This window comes from Streptomyces sp. GbtcB6 (genome assembly GCF_019091475.1).
Taxonomy (GTDB): Bacteria; Actinomycetota; Actinomycetes; order Streptomycetales; family Streptomycetaceae; genus Streptomyces; species Streptomyces hyaluromycini.
The window spans coordinates 300,411-320,568 of sequence record NZ_JAGXJL010000008.1; the positions used below are offsets into that span (position 1 = coordinate 300,411).

15 protein-coding genes are annotated in these 20,158 nt (G+C 71.2%); 5 read left to right on the plus strand and 10 right to left on the minus strand.

All coding sequences use genetic code 11. The annotated features are described in order from the left end of the window. Positions 1-12 precede the first annotated feature (12 nt). From KVT45_RS16770 to polX, 7 genes are all read right to left on the minus strand, one after another. Positions 13-1,161, minus strand: coding sequence for a hypothetical protein (locus KVT45_RS16770; protein ID WP_217548192.1), 1,149 nt, complete (start codon positions 1,159-1,161; stop codon positions 13-15). Then, positions 1,158-2,681, minus strand: coding sequence for a protein phosphatase 2C domain-containing protein (locus KVT45_RS16775; protein ID WP_217548194.1), 1,524 nt, complete (start codon positions 2,679-2,681; stop codon positions 1,158-1,160). The genes KVT45_RS16770 and KVT45_RS16775 overlap by 4 nt, the downstream gene beginning before the upstream one ends. After that, complete coding sequence (locus tag KVT45_RS16780; RefSeq protein WP_217548195.1) at positions 2,678-3,796, minus strand: hypothetical protein; 1,119 nt, start codon at positions 3,794-3,796, stop codon at positions 2,678-2,680. The genes KVT45_RS16775 and KVT45_RS16780 overlap by 4 nt, the downstream gene beginning before the upstream one ends. After that, entirely contained in the window at positions 3,793-6,006 is a 2,214-nt protein-coding gene (locus KVT45_RS16785) for a hypothetical protein (RefSeq protein ID WP_217548197.1), read from the minus strand. Before KVT45_RS16785 ends, KVT45_RS16780 begins: the two co-directional genes overlap by 4 nt. Continuing rightward, positions 6,003-6,869 carry a hypothetical protein gene (locus KVT45_RS16790; RefSeq protein WP_217548199.1) on the minus strand — a complete coding sequence of 289 codons (867 nt, stop codon included), beginning with the start codon at positions 6,867-6,869 and terminating at the stop codon, positions 6,003-6,005. Before KVT45_RS16790 ends, KVT45_RS16785 begins: the two co-directional genes overlap by 4 nt. Positions 6,870-7,016: 147 nt before the next feature. Beyond that, positions 7,017-7,670, minus strand: coding sequence for a Crp/Fnr family transcriptional regulator (locus KVT45_RS16795; RefSeq protein WP_217548201.1), 654 nt, complete (start codon positions 7,668-7,670; stop codon positions 7,017-7,019). Positions 7,671-7,863: 193 nt separating this feature from the next. Further along, positions 7,864-9,603 (minus strand): DNA polymerase/3'-5' exonuclease PolX, encoded by a 1,740-nt coding sequence (polX, locus tag KVT45_RS16800; RefSeq protein ID WP_217548202.1) that lies wholly within the window; start codon positions 9,601-9,603, stop codon positions 7,864-7,866. A 133-nt stretch (positions 9,604-9,736) separates the two neighbouring features. Between polX and KVT45_RS16805 the strand changes: the two genes are divergently transcribed. From KVT45_RS16805 to KVT45_RS16820, 4 genes are all read left to right on the plus strand, one after another. Continuing rightward, complete coding sequence (locus KVT45_RS16805; RefSeq protein WP_217548204.1) at positions 9,737-10,594, plus strand: TIM barrel protein; 858 nt, start codon at positions 9,737-9,739, stop codon at positions 10,592-10,594. Between the two features lie 109 nt (positions 10,595-10,703). Further along, on the plus strand, positions 10,704-11,597 hold the full coding sequence (locus KVT45_RS16810) for a 2-hydroxy-3-oxopropionate reductase (protein WP_217548206.1): 894 nt from the start codon (positions 10,704-10,706) through the stop codon (positions 11,595-11,597). Between the two features lie 184 nt (positions 11,598-11,781). Next, the gene (locus tag KVT45_RS16815; protein WP_217548208.1) at positions 11,782-13,239 is read left to right on the plus strand and encodes a catalase; all 1,458 of its coding nucleotides are present in this window, start codon (positions 11,782-11,784) and stop codon (positions 13,237-13,239) included. A 356-nt stretch (positions 13,240-13,595) separates the two neighbouring features. Continuing rightward, positions 13,596-13,838: a hypothetical protein gene (locus KVT45_RS16820; RefSeq protein ID WP_217548210.1), complete on the plus strand. Its 243-nt coding sequence runs from the start codon at positions 13,596-13,598 to the stop codon at positions 13,836-13,838. A gap of 199 nt (positions 13,839-14,037) precedes the next feature. On the opposite strand, the gene gcl is transcribed toward KVT45_RS16820, so the two are convergent. After that, positions 14,038-15,822, minus strand: a complete 1,785-nt coding sequence (gene gcl, locus KVT45_RS16825; RefSeq protein WP_217548212.1) for a glyoxylate carboligase — start codon at positions 15,820-15,822, stop codon at positions 14,038-14,040. A gap of 199 nt (positions 15,823-16,021) precedes the next feature. Between gcl and KVT45_RS16830 the strand changes: the two genes are divergently transcribed. Further along, on the plus strand, positions 16,022-16,693 hold the full coding sequence (locus KVT45_RS16830; protein ID WP_217548214.1) for a hypothetical protein: 672 nt from the start codon (positions 16,022-16,024) through the stop codon (positions 16,691-16,693). A gap of 89 nt (positions 16,694-16,782) precedes the next feature. Here the strand turns inward: KVT45_RS16830 and KVT45_RS16835 are convergent, their stop codons facing one another. Together KVT45_RS16835 and KVT45_RS16840 are read right to left on the minus strand one after the other, a co-directional pair. Further along, a complete protein-coding gene (locus KVT45_RS16835) occupies positions 16,783-18,390 on the minus strand; it encodes an AMP-binding protein (protein WP_217548216.1) in 1,608 nt (535 codons plus the stop codon). Continuing rightward, the gene (locus KVT45_RS16840) at positions 18,387-20,069 is read right to left on the minus strand and encodes an AMP-binding protein (protein WP_217548217.1); all 1,683 of its coding nucleotides are present in this window, start codon (positions 20,067-20,069) and stop codon (positions 18,387-18,389) included. Before KVT45_RS16840 ends, KVT45_RS16835 begins: the two co-directional genes overlap by 4 nt. Positions 20,070-20,158 lie beyond the last annotated feature (89 nt).

Here is a 20,158-nt window from a genome sequence, read left to right on the forward strand (position 1 = left end):
TCGCGGGACGGGTCACGCCCAGAGGATGAAGAGGACGACGACCAGCGCGAGCAGGGCCAGGGCGATGCAACAGCCGATGAACTGACCCGCGCCCTTGCGGTCCCCCGCCGGTGACGGGCGAGATCCCGGCCCGGGAGCGGTGGTGGCGGCCGGTTGCGGCGCCGGACCTCGGGTGCGCGGCTCGGCCGTACGGGCCGTCCCGCCGGCGGTCTTCTCGGCCGGGCGGTGGCGTACCGGGCGGAAGCCGGTGACATTGCTGCCCGGCGTGACGTCCGTCTGGGCCCCGTTGCCGCCCGGACTCCGCAACGCCTTCAGGAGCGTCGCCGTCCGCGGACGGTTCCGGAGATCGCCGCGGTCGAGTGCCTGCCGGAGCAGCCCGGGGAAGGTGTCGCCCGCCGGCCAGTCGCGCTCCAGTCTGCTGAGATTCTCCAGCGGTTCGCCCCGCGCACCGGTGATGCAGCGCAGGGTGAGCAGGGCCATCCGGTACCGGTCGGTCGGGACGGTCAGCGGGGTGCCCTCGGGGAACGCCGGATCGCTCCAGTCGGGCGATGCGATCCACGACCGGGTGCCTATGCCGCAGGAGTCCATGTCGAGCAGGTACACCGAGTCGCTGTCCTGGTCCCACAGCGCGTTCCGGTAGGACCAGTCGCCGTAGACGACGTCGTGCCGTTCCAGGACGGCGCCCAGCTCCAGGAACCGGCAGGCGATCTCCAGCCTGCGCTGACGCGTGGGCGGGCGTACACCGATGTCCGTGAGGTAGGCCGAGTCCTTGACCAGATGGTCGAGCTGGAGTTCCCGTGGCCCGCTGCGCCGCCCGCCACGGAGATTGAACGGCACGTAGAAGCGTGCCGGCGCCTCGGCCATGACGACGCCGACCGTCCGGTCCCCGTCCGTGATGCGGGAGACCGGCCAGGCCGCGCTGCGGTCCAGCGTCTCCAGGTCCGCCTCGGTCATCGAGTGCGGCAGCGCTACGAGTCGCCCGAGCGTGACCGCCTCCGCCGGGGTCATGGGCGCCTTGTACAGCTTGGCGACCCAGCCGGGACGGTCCGAAAGGCGCTCCACCGTGTGCGCCTGGCCGCCTCCGCCCAGGTTCTCTCCGGCGAGTTTCACCGAGGACAACGGGATGTCGTCCGGGAAGGGGTTGTCCGACCAGGTGCTCATCGCCGCCCTCCGTCCGCGGACGGGGTCCAGACGACGACGGCGGTCCGGTCGTCGTTTCGCTGGTGGGAGTCGTAACTGATGTGCAGCAACAGGTCCAGAGCGGTGACCGGGGCGGCCCAGTGGTGGTGGAACCAGTCGTGCGCCTGCGGCAGTTCCGCGAGCACGTCGCCCACCCCGTCGGTGGTCAGGGCCAGCGCCTGGCCGGGGCCGAGGGAGACGTGCCGGCGTTCGACGGCCTCGGGAGTGTGCGGCAGATAGGTGCGGAGCCGTCCGGCGTCGGGCCCCTGTTCCTTTTCGCCCAGCAACTGGGTCCAGCGGTGCGGCCCGCGTGCCCAGGCGCTGGTGTCGCCGAGTCCGGCGATCCAGACGTCGCGGTCGCCGTCGGGAGCCGCGCCGGTGGGCACGACGGCCGCCACGGCGACGGTGCGCACGCTGTCGGCGGACCACTGGCGCTGCCTGGCGTGGGTGTGGACGTGTTGCGCCGCCTCCAGAAAGGCGCTGCCGTGATCGAGGTGGAACGGCGGTACACCCTCGTCGAGCTGGCGCCGCAGGGAGTTGACGAGGGAGAGGGTGGCAACGGCGGCCGCGGCGTCGGAGTGGCTGCTGTCGGACATGCCGTCCGCGACCGCGACGACCAGATGGCGTGCGGCGGCGTCCCGGCCGATGCGGTACGAGTCCTGGCGGGGGCCGGCACCGGTCTCGTCGATCCGGTGCCCGGGTCCCACCACCGAGGCGGCGCGGACCTCCAGATCGCCCACCCGCGCGGAGTCGGCCGCCATGCCCGGCGGCGCCGGCTGCTGCGGCAGCCGCCAGGGCAACTCGGCGAGGCGGGACGGCTGGTACATCACCGGGGGCGGCGGGCAGGCCCACGCCGCCCCGGACGGGACGCGCTTCCTCACCGCGGGGACCGCCGGGACCGCCGGCTCCGCCACAGGCCGCGTTGCCGCAACCCGTTCCTCCGCGCCGACGGGACCGGCCGTGGGCGGACGCTCGTCCGCGGGGGAAGGGGGGCTCTGCCACGCGGCCGGGGTGGTCGTGCTGTTCCACGAGGCCGGGACAGGGGTGCTGTGCCACGAGGCCGGGGCATGGGGCGAGGGGGCCGCGGCGGGGCCGGTGCCCTGCCGCGGACCGTCGGCGGCACCTCCCGGCATCGTCTGCTCGTCCTGCTTGCGCGAGGTGACCGCCATGACCGCCTCCCCCGCGAGGAAGCCGGCGATCGCTCCCACGACCAACCCGGCAGTCGCGCCGTAGGGCCCTGCCATGATTCCTCCCAGAGTGCCCACCAGCAGTGCCAGCAGTGCCATGCTCCAGCCGATGACACCGGCGGGACGCCAGCGTCCTGCGGACGTGCCGCGGTGATCACCGGGCGGCTGTCCGCCCGGCGTGCCCGCCGGCGCTCCGCCCGGCAACCTGCCGGGCCCGCGCCTTGCGGACTTCGGGCCCTGCGGCCTGGCGCGGTCGTAGGGGTACGCGTATCCCTGCTCGTGGCCGTAGTCGTGACCGGGGGGATCCTGGTTCATCCCTTGTCGTCCTCCTCGCCCCGGTGCGGGTCGCCGTGGGCCTGGGCACGTCGTCCGCCGACCGGTTTCCAGCTGACGACTCCGCTTCCCGGTTCCTCCGGCCGCGGACCGCCGGTGCCCGTGGCGGGCTCCGGTCGGGACGTACCGGTCGCGCCGTTCTCCGCTCCCAGAGACGCGGGGGTGTGGGGCCGGGGAAGGGGTGAGGGAGTCCCGCCGCCCAGCGCGGGGCCGGCGTAGGGGAGCGGCTCGCCCATGAACCGTTGGACCCACTCGGCGTACTCGGCGGGATGCAGGTCGCCCTTGAGGTCCCGCAGCAGAGTCTGTTTCCGCTCCAGTGCCATGTCCTGTCTGGCCGCGATCTCCTGGAGGATGCTGCGCAACTGGCTGGGGTCCTGGGCGACGAGGTGCATCAGGAGTCCTCCCTCGCCCTGCTGGGCGGCCTGCAGCGCCGCGGTCCGCTGCCGGACGCGTCGTGCCTCGTGCTCCTCCATCAGCGAGGTCAGCTGCTGCTCGCCCTCGGTCTGGACCCGGTTGACCTGGTGGGTGAGCTCGGCATGCTCCCGCTGCCAGGCCAGATCGCGGTGCTGGCGCAGCTGGCGTTCGGCGGTCTCGTCCAGACCGAGCCGGACCGCGCAGGCGAAGACCGTCAGCCCGGCGTCGAAGGGGTGTTCACGGCTGCGGAGGGAGCGGTTCGCCGAGTCCTCCGCGCGGGCGACGTCCTCGATGTCGAACCCCCGCGTGAGCGGGCGCAGCAGGTCGTTGAGCACGCCCCGCACCAGCGACTCCGCCGTGGCCACGGTGGTGAGGCGGCGTTTCACCACCACGTCCGGCGAACTGACCCGCCAGGCCGTGCTGATCTCGGCCTGGAAGTCGAATCCCCTGGTCCGGCTGGGCAGGGTGCCCTGCCAGTTGGTGTGGTGGTCGGTGGTGTCCACCTCGTAGCGGTAGTGGAACCGCGACGACTCGAAGAAGGACGGCTTGCGGTCCACTACGACGGGTTCGCCGGTGTCGAGCGAGAACACGAGGGCCGTCCCCGGCCGCGGTGTCTCCCCCCGGTTCACCATCCCGGCGGGCCACGGACCCGCGATCAGCTGCTCGGGATCGGACATGGTCATGGTGTGCTGCCTTTGCTGTCGAAGTGGCTCAGGATCTGCCCGGCGCTGCGGGCGGCGCGGCTGTCGGGTGTGCTCCAGGTGGAGACATGGCGCAGCAGGAAGCGTCTGCTGCGGTCGGTCGGTGCCGCCGCGTGCAGCAGCCGGGCCAGCGCGCGGCGGCCCGAGGGGTCGGGGTCCACCATGCGGGCCCATTCCGTGAGGACCTGGGTGGCCGCCTCGTAGGTCTCGGGGGACTGGAGGACCGCGTCCCAGAGCAGCGCGATGTCCCGCTGGCGCACGGGGTCACGGGTGGCCAGCGCCAGCAGCTTGGGCCACCGGCGGCGCGGCTCGCCGCCGCGTGCCGGCATGTCCTCCAGGAGGTCGGCCGCCGCGAAGAGGAAGGACAGCTCCCCGACGGTCCGGCGCTGTGCGTCACGCCGGGAGATCCAGTGCCGGAGCAGGTGGAGGGCGTCGCGCGCCTCATGGCCGTCCGGCGCGGCGAGCGACTCGGTGACCCCCAGGCAGATCGCCTCGATGATCTCCGCGCTGTCGGTGGCGGCGAGCGCGTCGAGGAGGGCTACGGCCTCACCGGCGTTGCCGGCGTCGGAGCGCCCGAGGGCGGTCCAGGCGCGCGCCGCCGTGGCCCGCAGAACCGCGTCACCGCCTGCCCACGCCTGGATCAAATCCCTTACCGGTGAGGCTAGTTCGGGATTCTCGGCGGCGATGACCAGGGCCGTCGCGGCGGCCTCGCGCAGCGCTCGCGCGGGGCTCCTGGCCCAAGGCTGCAGGACACCCGTGCGCAGACTGTCGAAGGACAGCTCGGCCAGGAACCCGACGGCGACCGCCGCCCTGGTCCGGACGGTGGCCAGTTCATGGCCCGCGCAGTCCTTCAACCAGCCCGGCAGCTGGTGGCGCAGGACGTCGTACTCCTCCCACACGTTCTGCAGGAGACGGCTCGCCATCCGGGAGTCGTCGAAGCGCACCACCTTCGCGGGGGCGCCACCGTGCCGGGACGCGACCTGTGCTCCGACGAGCGAGGCGTTGAGCCGGCGCAGCCGCGTCGCGCGGGTCGCGGTGACCGCCTCGTTGCGGGGTCGTTCGGGGTGTTCGGCGGTGGGCGGCGGCTGGAGCCGCCGGCCGAGCGAGGTGGCCAGCGCGGACACCGTCTCGTAGGCCTCTCCGCCGAAGACCGCCGTGGCGACGGCGACGCACTGCGTGGGAAGGTCGTCCAGGCCGTCGAACCATTTCTCGAACTCCTGGGCGTCGCGCAGCGAGCCGTGTTCCCTGACCTGGCGTACGGCGTCTGCCGGTGCGGCCGACGACTCGGAGAGCAGACGGGCGTTCTCGGCCGCCCTGGCGAGCGACGTGCCGACCGACTGCGGCTCGGTGAAGAGCGCGGCCGTCTCCGGCGCGCGGAGCAGTTCCTCCGCCCGTCTCGTCCGCTGCGGGCCGAGCCACCAGCGCAGGTGTCTCTCGAAGACGTCCCACGGTGCGGGCGGCCCGCTCACCGGGAAGGTCTGCTTGCCGAGTTCGGGATCCGCCGTTCGCGCACCGTCGCGCAGGGTGATGACCAGGCGGCAGTCCCGGGCGCGCATCACCGAGTTGAGGCGCTGGAGTTCGAAGCCGGTGAGCGCAGGGGCGGTGCCGCCGGGGCTGAGCTCCTGGAGCAGGTAACCGTGACCGGGCCGCAGCGACGCCTCTTCGAGTCGTGTCAGGTCGGCGTCCGGCTCCAGGCACTGCAGGGTGGCGTGCCCGCGTTCCAGCAGCAGCCGTTGTGCCACCGCGTACTTTCCGTGGCCCTGGGCACCGCTGAGCAGCACCACGCGGAAGGGCTCGCTGTCGCGCAGGAGGGCGCCGTAGGAGGCCGGAGGCAGGAACGCCGAGGAGACGAGGTCGATGTCCTGGGCCGACAGCTGGTAGGCGCGGACGGAGCGGCGGCCCTGGCCGAGGAGCACCTCGATGTGATCTCCGCCGTACACCCGTTCACCGGTGATCCGCGACTGCGCGAAGCGCGAGAGGTAGGAACGCGCGTCGCGTCCCGCGTCGAGGCGTTCGTCCGTCGAGCCGGGCTGGGCCGCGCGTGCCGACAGGGCCCGGCGGATGTCCTCGACGCCGAGCTCCGGGGTGTCCGCCGGACCGGCGGACACCGGGGACGGGACCTCGCCCTCCTGGGCGGGCGAGGTGTTCTCCGGGCCGTTCCGGGCGGAGCCCTGGGCGGATTCCTCCGTCATGCGCCGTCCCCGTTCCGGGCGGGGTCGGCGTGCGCCTCGTCCGGCGTGACGCCTTCGTAGTGGTTCCCGCCGTACACCCGGCCCGGGTTGTGGAAGACCGCGCCCGCGAAGGGACCGTGGTTGCCGCCCGCCGGAGGGGCCGGAGCCGCGGGGCCCGGGGTCGCGGCGGCGGACGCGGAGTCCGCGGCCGACGCGTGCGTGGCGGGGGTGTCCGTGGCGGGACGGGGTGCGGACGGCGTCGGGCGCTCGGCGGCCGGGGCCGCAGCGCCCAGCCCCGGGGGTTCGTCGTAGCCGGGGACGCGCAACCAGGCGTGCGAGGTGATCTCCTTGGCCACGAACGGCAGTTCACGGAAACCGGACGCCGGAAGCTCGGGGTAGTCGTGGCGGACGACCGCGGCGTGCCAGTCCTCGGACACGGCCAGCGCCAGGCCGGAACGGGAGGCCGCCGCGAGGGTGGTCCGCAGCGCGTCCAGGTCGACGAGCCGGCAGGCGGTGTTGAGCGCTTCGCCCACCCAGCCGCGCCTGTCCTCCGACACCTCGCCGGCGTGCAGCGCGACGCGCACCCGCAAGGCGGTCTCCTCGTTGCCGCGCTGGGCGTGACCGCGCAGACCGGTCTGCAGGGCGTCCAAGAACCTGGTGGTCAGGTCGAGTTTGGAGACGGACGGACGCAACAGGAGGAAGCAGCCGTCTCCCCGGTCGCTCGTGACCGCCACGTCGTCGGTGCCGATCCCCGCCTGCTCCAGCGCCTTGTCGAGGATGGCGTAGAGCTGTTCCCTCAGCCATCGCTGCATGGGGTCCGTGCGGCGGCCGAATCGCTCTATGTCGATGACCACGATGAGGTAATAGCGCGGTTTGCCGTCCATGCCGGATGCACCTCTCCTTCGTTTGCGTGGGACAGCGGCCGCCGGGCTTCCCCCGGTCGTGCTCCGACGACCGCCGCACCCCAGATAAGCCGACGCCCTGCCCTCTCTTCCGCATCAAATGACCCACTGGAGAGCAGTTGGCGTCGGTCAGGGACGATCCGATTCCCAGGTGGCGAGCGAGGCGGGGTCCAGGACCACGATGACGCCTCTGCGGGTTGCGACCAGTTCACAGGCCTGCAGTTCGCGCAGGGTCCGCACGACGGACTCCCGCGACGTGCCCACCGCGCTCGCCAACTCGTACTGGGTGATGCGTACCGACCGGGCCGTCGGGGCCCAGGCCGACGCGTCCACGCCGTACCGGCCGGCCATCTCGACGAGCAGCCGTGCCACCCGTGTCGCGGCGGGCTCGGCCCCCAGCGCCTCACGCTGGCCGTCGGCGTGCCGCAGCCGTGCGCTGACGCTCCGGAGCACCGCGAGGCCGAGGTCGCCGTTGGCGCGCAGCAGTGCGGCGAACCTGCTGCCGGACACCGAGACCCCGTGCCCGTCCTGTGTCGCGATCACCGAGGCCGAGCGTGTTCCACCGTCGATGCAGGCGAGTTCGCCCACCAGTTCCCCGGCTCCCCTGAAGGCGAGCAGGCTGGTGTAGCCCCCCACGGACTCGGACACGACCTTCACGACGCCCTTGCGCAACAGGATCGCCCGGTCGCCTCGTTCTCCCTGGCGCAGAAGCACGTCGCCGTGCTGCCAGGTCTCCACCACACCCGCGTCGTACAGCAGGGTCAGGTGCTCCGAACTGAACACCTGTAACGCTGACACATGACGTAAACCGGGCTCCGGCGCCGAACGTACGTCGTCCCGCACAGGAACTCCCCCTCCCCCGTTCCGGTCGGGCGCTCGGCCGCGGCTGAGGCCCGGGACGACCACTGTAGAGGCGGAAGTTCCGTGTAGTGAGGTGTTTGCCCCAGAACCGTGGGGTTGCCGCACCGGCCGGGTCTCACCGGCTCTTGCGCAGGAAACCCCGCAACCGCCGCTCCGGCCAGGTGTTGATCACGTCGTCCTTGGTGAGCCAGCCGCGCTGGGCGGTGCCGATGCCATAGCGCATGTTGGCGAGGTGCGGGACGGCGTGGGCGTCGCTGTTCACGGCGAACTTCACGCCGTGCCGGCGGGCCCGCAGGATGTCCTCGTCGCGCAGGTCGAGGCGGTGCGGGTGGGCGTTGACCTCCAGGGCCGTACCGGTGCGGGCGCAGGCGGCGAAGACCGCGTCGAGGTCGGCGTCGATGCCGGGGCGCTTGCCGATGAGGCGGGTGGTGGGGTGGCCGATGACGTTGACGTACGGGTTCTCGCAGGCCCGCACCAGCCGCCGGGTCAGCGCCTCGCGGCTCTGGTTGAAGTGCGAGTGCACGGAGGCCACGCACAGGTCGAACCCGGCGAGGAAGTCGTCCGGCCAGTCCACCTCGCCCTCCGGGCCGATGTTCAGCTCGGTGCCGTGCAGCAGCCGCAGGCCGCCGCGCCGGCCCTTGACGGGGTACGTGCCGTCCAGCTCGCGCACCCGCTCCCGCTGGGCCAGCATCCGCTCGTCGGTCATGCGCTGCATGACCAGGTCGGGCGCGTGGTCGGTGATCGCGTAGTAGGCGTAGCCGCGTGCGGCGGCCGCCTCGGCCATCTCCTCCAGCGGGGCGAGCCCGTCCGTGAGGTCGGTGTGGGTGTGCAGGTCACCCCGGAGGTCGGCCTCGGTGACCAGTCCGGGCAGTTCGTCGCGCTGCCCGGCCTCGATCTCCCCGCGGTCCTCGCGCAGCGTCGGCGGGATCCACGGCAGGCCGAGCCGGGCGTACACCTCCTCCTCGGTCCCGGAGACGATCCTCTCGCCGCTCTCGACATCGAAGAGCCCGTATTCGGAGAGCTTGAGCTTCTGGTGCACCGCGATCTCCCGGGTGCGGATGTTGTGGGCCTTCGAGCCGGTGAAGTACTGGAGGGCCGCGCCCCAGGAGTCGGGCGGTACGACGCGCAGGTCGACGTTGAGGCCCCTGCTGGTGCGTACGGAGGTCTTCTTCTCGCCCTGCCCGATGACCTCGGTGACGTACGGCAGCCCGGTGAACGCCCGCATGAGCGGCAGCGGTTTCGTCGCCGCCGCGAGGATGTCGATGTCGCCGATCGTCTCGCGCATCCGGCGCAGTGAGCCGGCGTACGTGCACCGCTCGCAGCCGGTCACCGCGCAGAGCGCGCCGACGATGTCCTCGGCCAGCTCCATGGCCACGTCGATCTGCACCCGTCCGCCGGAGGACCGGAGCAGTTCGATGCCGTGGAGGATGTTCTCCTCCGTCTTCGGCCCGAAGCCCTTGAGGTCGCGCAGCCGTTCGTCGTGGATGGCGTCCGCGAGCTCCTCCACGGACGAGACGCCCAGTTCCTGGTAGACCGCCATGGCCTTCTTCGGGCCGAGGGTGGGGATGGCCGTCAGCCTCCGGACTCCGTCCGGGATCTTCGCCCGCAGCTCCTCGACGGCGGCCACCCCGCCGCTGTCGAAGTACTCGCGGACCTTCTGGGCGATCGACTTCCCGACGTTCGGGATCTCCTGCAACCCCTTGAGGTCGAGGGTGGAGACATCCGCGTGGTGGCCGCCGACGGACCGGGCGGCCTTCTCGTAGACCCGCGCCTTGAACGCGTCTCCGCCGGTGATCGAGATCAGGTCCGCGTACTCCTGGAGCAGCGTGGCCACCTCGTCGTTGGACCGAGCCATGTCTTCAGGGTAGGGCGCCGGTTTTGCGCGGGCGCTCTTGACAGCTCTCCCCGGTCACAGGCAGTCTTCCATTAAGCAGAAACCAAATTCCGTAATACGGAAATATAGACAGCGGAAGGGAGCGCCGACCCCCATGCCAGGTTTTGAATCGGGCACAGCTGCAGAGCAGCGCTTCAACGTCAACCTGTCGATCCTCTTCACGGAACTCCCGCTCCTGGAGCGCCCGGCGGCCGCCGCCGCGGCCGGCTTCACGGCGGTCGAGCTGTGGTGGCCGTGGGTCGACTCCCCCACCCCCGACCGGTCCGAGCTCGACGCGCTCAAGAAGGCGATCGAGGACGCGGGCGTCCGGCTGACCGGCCTGAACTTCTACGCCGGGCAGCTCCCCGGCCCCGACCGGGGCGCCCTGTCGGTCCCGGGCGCGGAGTCGGAGCGGTTCCGCGCCAACATCGACGTCGCGGCCGGCTTCGCGGAGTCGCTCGGCTGCACGGCCCTCAACGCGCTGTACGGCAACCGCGTCGACGGCGTGGACCCCGCCGAGCAGGACGCCCTGGCGCTGGAGAACCTGGCACTCGCGGCGCGCGCGGCCGACCGGATCGGCGCGATCCTGCTGGTCGAGGCGCTGAACAAGCCCGAGTCGCCGCGGTATCCGCTGGTGTCGGCACCGGCCGCCGTCGAGGTCGTCGACAAGGTCAACGAGGCCACCGGACTCGGCAACGCACGCTTTCTGATGGACCTCTACCACCTGTCCATGAACGGCGAGGACCTGCCATCGGTGATCGCGCGGTACACGCCGAAGACGGGCCACGTCCAGATCGCCGACAACCCGGGCCGAGGCGCCCCGGGCACGGGATCGCTGCCGCTGGCGGACCTCCTCGACGGGTTGCGGAAGGCCGGGTACGACGGCTGGGTGGGCCTGGAGTACAAGGCGGGGGCTTCGCCGAGCGCCGAAGCTTTCGGCTGGCTGCCGGTGGAACAGCGCGCCGCCCGTTGATGTGACCGCCCCTGGGGGCTGCCGCCCCCAGACCCCCGCTTCGGCCTTCGGCCTCGTCCTCAAGCGCCGGACGGGCTGTGCGATCGACGTATCCAGAGAGGCACCCCCTATGAGCAGCACACTCCCCAAGATCGCCTGGATAGGCCTCGGCATCATGGGCTCCCCCATGTCCGAGAACCTGATCAAGGCGGGTTACGACGTCACCGGCTTCACGCTGGAGCAGGACAAGCTGGACCGGCTGGCCGCCGCCGGCGGCACCGCGGCCGCCTCGATCGCCGAGGCCGTGCGGGACGCCGACGTGGTCATCACGATGGTGCCCGCGTCGCCGCAGGTCGAGGCCATCGCCTACGGCCCGGACGGCATCCTCGACAACGCCGGGTCCGGCACGCTGCTGATCGACATGTCGTCCATCACCCCGCAGACCTCCGTCGATCTGGCGAAGGCGGCGCGGGACAAGGGCATCCGCGTGCTCGACGCGCCCGTCTCCGGCGGCGAGGCCGGGGCCGTCGAGGCCGTGCTGTCCATCATGGTCGGCGGCGAGCAGGCCGACTTCGACAGCGCGAAGCCGATCTTCGAGGCGCTGGGCAGGACCATCGTGCTGTGCGGTCCGCACGGCTCCGGCCAGACCGTGAAGGCCGCCAACCAGCTGATCGTCGCCGTGAACATCCAGGCGTGCGCCGAGGCCGTGGTCTTCCTGGAGAAGTCCGGCGTGGACCTGGCGGCCGCGCTGGACGTGCTGAACGGCGGCCTGGCCGGCTCGACCGTGCTGACGCGGAAGAAGGACAACTTCCTGAACCGCGACTTCAGGCCGGGCTTCCGGATCGACCTGCACCACAAGGACATGGGCATCGTGACGGACGCGGCCCGCAACGTCGGCGCCGCCCTGCCGGTCGGTGCCGTGGTGGCGCAGCTGGTCGCCTCCCTGCGCGCGCAGGGCGACGGCGGCCTGGACCACTCCGCACTGCTGCGCTCGGTGGAGCGCCTGTCCGGCGCCCAGGTCTGAGCCGGTCCCCATGACTTCCGGGCGGCGCCGGCGCCGACAACTGTCCTGTCGCGCCCAGGCGCCGGCGCCGCCCGGAAACCACTTCAACAAACTGTTGACTCCCAGGTCGACCCGATCCTAGGCTCCTCGAAGGCTCCACGAAGCGGAAATGAATTTCCGCTGACACCCGCACGGAAGGCCCACGATGTCGAAGCGCGTGCTCACCACCGAGTCCGGCGCCCCGGTCGCCGACAACCAGAACTCCGCCTCCGCCGGCGTCGGCGGCCCGCTCCTCCTCCAGGACCAGCACCTCCTGGAGAAGCTCGCGCGCTTCAACCGCGAGCGGATCCCGGAGCGCGTGGTGCACGCACGCGGCAGCGGCGCCTACGGCTACTTCGAGGTCACCGACGACGTCACCGGCTTCACCCACGCCGACTTCCTGAGCGCGGTCGGCCGGCGCACCGGGGTCTTCCTGCGGTTCTCGACGGTCGCCGACTCCCTCGGCGGCGCCGACGCCGTCCGCGACCCGCGCGGCTTCGCCGTCAAGTTCTATACGGAAGAGGGCAATTACGACCTCGTCGGGAACAACACCCCGGTGTTCTTCATCAAGGACCCGCTCAAGTTCCCGGACTTCATCCACTCGCAGAAGCGCGACCCCTTCACGGGCCGTCAGGAACCGGACAACGTCTGGGACTTCTGGGCGCACAGCCCCGAGGCCACGCACCAGGTGACCTGGCTGATGGGCGACCGCGGCATCCCGGCGTCGTACCGCCACATGAACGGCTACGGCTCGCACACCTACCAGTGGACGAACGCCGAGGGCGAGGCCTTCTTCGTCAAGTACCACTTCAAGACCAACCAGGGCGTGCGCAGCCTGTCCGCCGAGCAGGCCGCCGAACTGGCCGGCAAGGACCCGGCCTCGCACCAGACGGACCTGCTCCAGGCGATCGAGCGGGGCGTCAACCCCTCCTGGACCCTCTACGTCCAGATCATGCCCGCGGCGGAGGCGGCGGACTACCGCTTCAACCCCTTCGACCTGACCAAGGTCTGGCCGCACCGCGACTTCCCGCTCCAGCGGGTGGGCCGCCTGGTCCTGGACCGCAACCCGGACAACGTCTTCGCCGAGGTCGAGCAGGCCGCGTTCTCGCCGAACAACTTCGTCCCCGGCATCGGCCCCTCCCCCGACAAGATGCTCCAGGGCCGGCTGTTCGCCTACGCGGACGCGCACCGCTACCGCCTGGGCGTCAACCACACCCAGCTGGCCGTCAACGCCCCGAGGGCGACGACCGCGCAGAACTACGGCCGGGACGGCCTCATGGCCGCCAACCCCCAGGGCCGGCACGCCAGGAACTACGAGCCGAACTCCTACGACGGCCCGGTGGAGACCGGCCGCCCGCTGTCGGCCCCGCTCGCCGTGACCGGCCACACGGGCACCCACGAGGCCCCGCTGCACACCAAGGACGACGACTTCTCGCAGGCGGGCGAGCTGTACCGCCTGATGTCCGAGGAGGAGAGGCGGCGGCTGGTCGCCAACATCGCCGGCGGCCTCTCCCAGGTCTCCCGTGACGACGTGATCGAGAAGAACCTGGCCCACTTCCACGCCGCCGACCCGGAGTACGGCAGGCGCGTGGCGGAGGCGGTCCGCGCCCTGCGCGAGGACTGAGCCCGCAGACGGCCCGCGGCGGCCGAACGGCCCGGATGAGGGGTGGCCGGTCGGTGTCGGTGCGCGGGCGGGGCGAGGACCGCGGCGGCGTGCGAGCCAGTGCGGTGGTGAAGGAACCGGGCGCTCTTCCCGACCAGAGGGAGGAACGCCCCCGGTTCCGTCGCACCCGCCGCGGTCCCAGCCACACTCCCCCAGCCCCGTCCGGCGGCGCGAACGTCCTGTCGCGCCCAGCCTCGCGCCGTCGGACGGCCACAGCCGAGGAGAGCCTCACGGACTGGCCGAAGCGCCGGACGCGGAACCGCCCGCGTCCGGCGCTTCGGCGTGCGTTTCCGCGCCCGCCGCAGGAGCCTTGAGGCATGACAGCACATCCACCGACGGAGTTTCCGCACATCGTCGTGCACGCACCGGCCCTGGACGGCTCCCGGCGGGTCACCGAGGGCGACGTGACCCTCGGGATCGCCTCCCACCTCGACGACGTGATCGAGATCCTGCGGATGGCCGACCTGGACCGGATCGAGGTCGAGGAGAGCGACCTCATCGAGTGGCAGGGCGGCGGCCCGGACGACTGGCCGGGACTGAGCGAGCACCCCGAAAGCTGACGCACCGGTACGAATGCGCCGGCCGATCCTCAAATAAAGCTCTGAACTCTGTTCAGCACGCTTCAACCGCCCCAGTCAGGGGGCATATTCACGTCACACGGTGCCCGCCGGCACGGGGGCGGCGGGCACCGAGTGACCGACAGCACGAAGCGGGCGACCCGTCCCCCCGGACGGGCCGCCCGCTCTCGTCTGCGCCGGCTCAGACCTTCAGCGTCCTGATCGACGTCGGGGCATGCCCCGGCTCGGTCGCGATCTCCTCGAACTCGACGACGTTCGAGATGTCGTTGGTGGTCGACATGGAGATGTTGGTGACCCGCTCCAGGATCGCCTCCACGACGACCGGCACCCGGTGCTCGGCGGCCAGCTTCTTGGCCTCCTCGAAGGCGGCGCCCAGCTCCGCCGGGTCCGTCACCCGGATCGCCTTGCACCCCAGGCCCTCGGCGACCTTGACGTGGTCGACGCCGTAGACGCCCAGCTCGGGCGAGTTGATGTTCTCGAACTCCAGATTGACCTGGAAGTCGATGTCGAACGCCCGCTGCGCCTGACGGATCAGGCCCAGGTAGGAGTTGTTGACGAGGACGTGGACGTACGGGATCTTGTGCTGCGCGCCGACCGCCAGCTCCTCGATCATGAACTGGAAGTCGTAGTCGCCCGAGAGGGCGACGACGGACGCCTCCGGGTCCGCCTTGGCGACGCCCAGCGCGGCCGGGATCGTCCAGCCGAGGGGGCCCGCCTGGCCGCAGTTGATCCAGTGCCTGGGCCTGAAGACGTGCAGCATCTGGGCGCCGGCGATCTGCGAGAGGCCGATCGTGGAGACGTACCGGGTCTCCGGGCCGAAGGCCTTGTTCATCTCCTCGTAGACGCGCTGCGGCTTGATCGGGATGTCGTCGAAGTGCGTACGGCGCTGGAGGGTCGCCTTCTTCTCCTGTGCCGCGGCCGCCCACTCCGAGCGGTCGGGGAGGCCGCCCGCCGCCTTCAGCTCCCTTGCCACCCGGACGAACAGCTCCAGGGCCGCCTTCGCGTCGGACGCGATGCCGTAGTCGGGGGCGAAGATCCTGCCGATCTGGGTGGGCTCGATGTCGACGTGGACAAAGGCGCGGCCGGCCGTGTAGACGTCCAGCCTGCCGGTGTGGCGGTTGGCCCAGCGGTTGCCGATGCCGAGGACGAAGTCGGACTCCAGGAAGGTCGCGTTGCCGTAGCGGTGCGAGGTCTGCAGGCCCACCAGGCCGGCGTTCAGTTCGTGGTCGTCGGGGAGCACTCCCCAGCCCATCAGGGTCGGGACGACCGGAGTACCCGTCAACTCGGCGAACTCGACGAGGAGTTCGGCGGCGTCCGCGTTGATGATCCCGCCGCCGGCGACGATCAGCGGGCGCTCGGACGCGTTCAGCATCCTGATCGCCTTCTCGATCTGGGCGCGGGTGGCGGCGGGCTTGTAGACCGGGAGCGGTGCGTACGTCTCCGGGTCGAACTCGATCTCGGTGAGCTGCACGTCGATCGGCAGGTCGATCAGGACCGGGCCCGGCCGGCCGGAGCGCATCAGGTGGAAGGCCTGCTGGAAGACGCCCGGGACCTGGGCCGCCTCCAGCACGGTCACCGCCATCTTCGTGACCGGCCCCGCGATCGAGGCGATGTCGACGGCCTGGAAGTCCTCCTTGTGGATCACCGCGGTCGGGGCCTGGCCGGTGATGCAGAGGATCGGGACGGAGTCGCCGGTGGCCGAGTACAGGCCGGTGATCATGTCGGTGCCGGCCGGGCCGGAGGTGCCGATGCAGACGCCGATGTTGCCGGGGTGCGTGCGGGTGTAGCCCTCGGCCATGTGCGAGGCGCCCTCGACATGACGGGCGAGGGTGTGATGGATGCCGCCGGAGGCCTTGAGCGCCGCGTAGAAGGGGTTGATCGCCGCGCCGGGCACACCGAACGCATCGGTGACGCCCTCGCGCTTGAGGATCTCAACTGCCGCGCGGGCAGCGGTCATACGAGCCATCGAGAACTCCTGCTTTCGGCTGTCGGATGCCTGCCCCCGTCGCGCCCCGCGGTGAGCATAATTCCGTATTACGGAAACTAACTTCTACTATCTGAAATCAATGTAGGTGCGGGGACGAACGTCGTCAAGGGACGGACAACCGGGCCCCGGCGGGAGCACCATGGGACGGCTGAAGCGACGCGACGCCTGAGGTGGGGCCATGTCCGAGAGCGTGCCGGTGCGCTGTCCGGCCTGTCGGCGCGAGCACGTCTACACCGCGCCGTCGTACCCCTGCGCCTGCGGCGCGCCGGTCACCCCGAGCCTGGACGACACGGCCGAGCCGACGCCGGTGGCGCACCGCGCCTGGGACGCCGACTGGGTGACGGTGAGCTGCGGCTCCTGCGGCCGCCGGGACCAGTGGCCGCAGCCGGAGCTGGGCTGCCCGTGCGGGGCGGTGCTGCGCATAGCGGTCGCCGGCACCCGGTCGGCGGCCCCGCCGGCCCCCGAGCCCCGGACCGCGTTCCATCCCGTGACGATCCGCACCGCCCGCGACGCGGTCACCGCGGCCGCGCTGTATCTGCGCTGGCTCGGCTACCGGGACATCCGCCGCGCCGACCAGCGGCCGCCGTCCGGCATCGGCCTCGCCGCCCGGGGGCTGGTGGCCCAGGTGGACCCGACCGTGCAGCCGGCCTCGCTGCGGGACGTGGAGTGCCTGTGGCTGACGGCGATGACGGAGGACTCGGGGTGCGTCTACTTCTCCCTTGCGGGGTACGCCGAGGAGGCGCGTGAGCGGGCCGACGCTTTGGGGGTGCCGTTGTTCGTGCTGGACTTCACGGGGACGCCGCAGCCGGTGAATGGTTACGCCGATGAACTGCACGGCCCAGGTCGGTGATCACCTGCGGGCCCGGTGGGGGCTGGTCGCGCCCACGCGGCGGGGCCGCATATCGATACGGCCCCGCGCCCCTTGCGGGGCGCTGCCCCTTACAGGGCGCTATAGGTCTCCCTCAGTTCGATCTTGCGGACCTTTCCCGACACCGTCATCGGGAAGTCGGCCAGGATCTGGAGTCGGCTCGGCACCTTGTAGTGGGCCAGGCGGCCCTCGCAGAAGGTGCGCAGTTCCTCCAGGGTCGGCGGGTCGGCCGGGTCGTGCGGGATGACGCAGGCCAGGACCTCCTCGCCGTACCTCTCGTGCGGCACCCCGACCACCTGGACGTCCCGGATCTTGGGGTGGGCGTAGAGGAACTCCTCGATCTCGCGCGGGTAGATGTTCTCGCCGCCCCGGATGATCATGTCCTTGATGCGGCCGACGATCTCGACGTACCCGTCGTCACGCATCATCGCCAGGTCGCCGGTGTGCATCCAGCGCCCGGGGTCGACGGCCTCCGCCGTCTTCTCGGGCTCGTTCCAGTAGCCGAGCATCACGCTGTAGCCACGGGTGCACAACTCGCCTGCGACGCCGCGGGGTTGGGTGACCGCGGTGGCCGGGTCGACGACCTTGACCTCCAGGTGCGGCAGCACCCGGCCGACCGTGCCCGTGCGGTGTTCCAGGTCGTCCTCGATCCGGGTCTGGAGCGAGACCGGGGACGTCTCCGTCATGCCGTAGCAGATGGAGACCTCCGCCATGTGCATCTCCGCGACCACCCGCTTCATCACCTCCACCGGGCAGGGCGAGCCCGCCATGATGCCGGTGCGCAGCGTGGAGAGGTCGTACGACGCGAAGTCGGCGAGGTTCAGCTCCGCGATGAACATGGTCGGGACGCCGTACAGCGAGGTGCAGCGCTCCTGCTGGACCGCCTCCAGGGTGGCCTTCGGCTCGAAGGACGGGGCCGGGATCACCATGCAGGCGCCGTGCGAGGTGGCGGCCAGGTTGCCCATCACCATGCCGAAGCAGTGGTAGAAGGGGACCGGGATGCAGATCCGGTCCTGCTCGCTGTAAGCGATCAACTCTCCGACGAAATAGCCGTTGTTGAGGATGTTGTGATGGGAGAGGGTGGCCCCCTTCGGGAAGCCGGTGGTGCCCGAGGTGTACTGGATGTTGATGGGGTCGTCGCAGGACAACTCGGCGATGCGGGCCGCCAGTTCGGAGGCCCTGTCGGCTGTTCCGCGGGCGGTCAGCGCCGCCCAGCTCGGGTCGCCGATGTACACGGTCTCCCGCAACTCGGGGCACCTGCCCCGTACTTCCTCCACCATCGCCCGGTAGTCGCTGGTCTTGTGCCGGAGCGAGGCGAACAGCACGGAGATCCCGGCCTGGTTGAGGACGTACTCGACCTCGTGGGTGCGGTAGGCCGGGTTGATGTTGACCATGATCGCGCCGATCCGGGCGGTGGCGTACTGCACCAGGACCCATTCGGCGCAGTTGACCGCCCAGATGCCCACCCGGTCGCCCTTGGCGACCCCGCTCGCGAGCAGCGCGTATGCCAACCGGTCCACGTCGGCGGCGAATTCGGCGTACGTCCAGCGCCTGCCGGTCGGTACGTCCACCAGCGCCTCGCGGTCCGGCCAGGCCGCGACGGCCCGGTCCAGGTTGGCCCCGATGGTGTCGCCGAGCAGCGTGGTGCCGCTCGTGCCGTGTGTGTACGACGAGCTCACCGGAAGTCCTCCTCGCGGTACTCGCCGGCCGAGCCGGCGGCCGTGGCCTCGCGCAGCTCGATCCGCCGGATCTTCCCGGACACGGTCTTGGGCAGCGGGGCGAACTCCAGCCGCCGGATCCGCTTGTACGGCGCGAGAACCCGACGCGAGTGCCCGAACAGCACCTTCGCCGTGTCCGGACCCGCCTCCCAGCCCGCCGCAAGGACGACGTACGCCTTGGGTACGGCGAGCCGCAGCTCGTCCGGCGCCGGCACGACGGCCGCCTCCGCCACCGCCTCGTGCTCCAGCAACGCACTCTCCAGCTCGAACGGACTGATCTTGTAGTCCGACGCCTTGAACACATCGTCCGCACGGCCGACGTACGTGATGTAGCCGTCCTCGTCGCGGGAGCCGATGTCCCCGGTGCGGTAATAGCCCCCGGCCATCGCCTCCGCCGTACGGTCCGCATCCCCGTGGTAGCCGGTCATCAGGCCGACTGGCAGCACCGACAGGTCGAGGGCGATCTCGCCCTCCGTCGCACCGGGCGCACCCGACACCGGATCCAGCAGTTCCACCGTGTATCCCGGGCTGGGGCGGCCCATCGACCCGGTCTTCAGCGGCTGGCCGGGGCTGTTGGAGACCTGCACGGCCGTCTCCGTCTGCCCGAACCCGTCCCGGATGGTGACGTGCCAGGCCCGCCGCACCTGTTCGATCACCTCGGGATTGAGCGGCTCACCCGCCGCCACCACCTCACGCGGCGGCGTCCGCAACTGCGTCAGATCGGCCTGGATCAGCATCCGCCACACCGTCGGCGGGGCACAGAAGGACGTCACCCCGTGCCGGTCCATCTCCGCCATCAGCCGGCCCGCGTCGAACCGCGAGTAGTTGTGGATGAAGACCGTCGCCTCCGCGTTCCACGGCGCGAACAGGTTCGACCACGCGTGCTTCGCCCAGCCCGGCGAGGAGATGTTCAGGTGCACGTCACCGGGCTTGAGGCCGATCCAGTACATGGTCGCCAGGTGCCCGATCGGGTACGAGGTGTGGGTGTGCTCGACCAGCTTGGGGCGGGCGGTGGTGCCCGAGGTGAAGTAGAGCATCAGCGGGTCGTCCGCCAGGGTGGGCCCGTCGGGCACGAACTCGGCGGAAGCGGTGTAGGCGTCCTCGTACGGCTCCCAGGCTCCGGCCTCCGCCGGCGGCAGGCCGCCGACCGTGATCCGGGTGTACGTTCCCGGCACCTCGGTGAACTTCGCGGCGTCCTCCGCGCGCACGATCACGTGCTTCACCCGGCCCCGGTCGACCCGGTCGCGCAGGTCGGCCGGGCCGAGCAGCGGAGTGGCCGGGATGACCACGGCCCGGAGCTTCATCGCGGCCAGCGCGATCTCCCACAGCTCGGCCTGGTTGCCGAGCATGACCAGGATGCGGTCCTCCGGCTCGACGCCTCGCGCGCGCAGGTGGTTCGCGACCCGGTCGGAGCGCTCGGACAGCTCGGCGAAGGACAGCTTCGTCTCGCCGCCGTCCTCCTCGACGATGTGCAGGGCGGTGCGGTCGTTGCCCTCGGCGATGACGTCGAACCAGTCCAGCGCCCAGTTGAAGTGGTCCGGACGCGGCCAGGCGAAACCCTCGTAGGCGGTGGCGTAGTCCGCACGGTTTTCCAGCAGGAAGTCCCGTGCCCTCCGGAAGTCCTCCGTCGCACTCGTCATACGCGTCTCCTTCAGTACCGGACCATTGCCGGGCGGCTCTCTGGCATCGTGTAATCCGTGATGCAGGTCTCACTACCCCCGAACGGGGG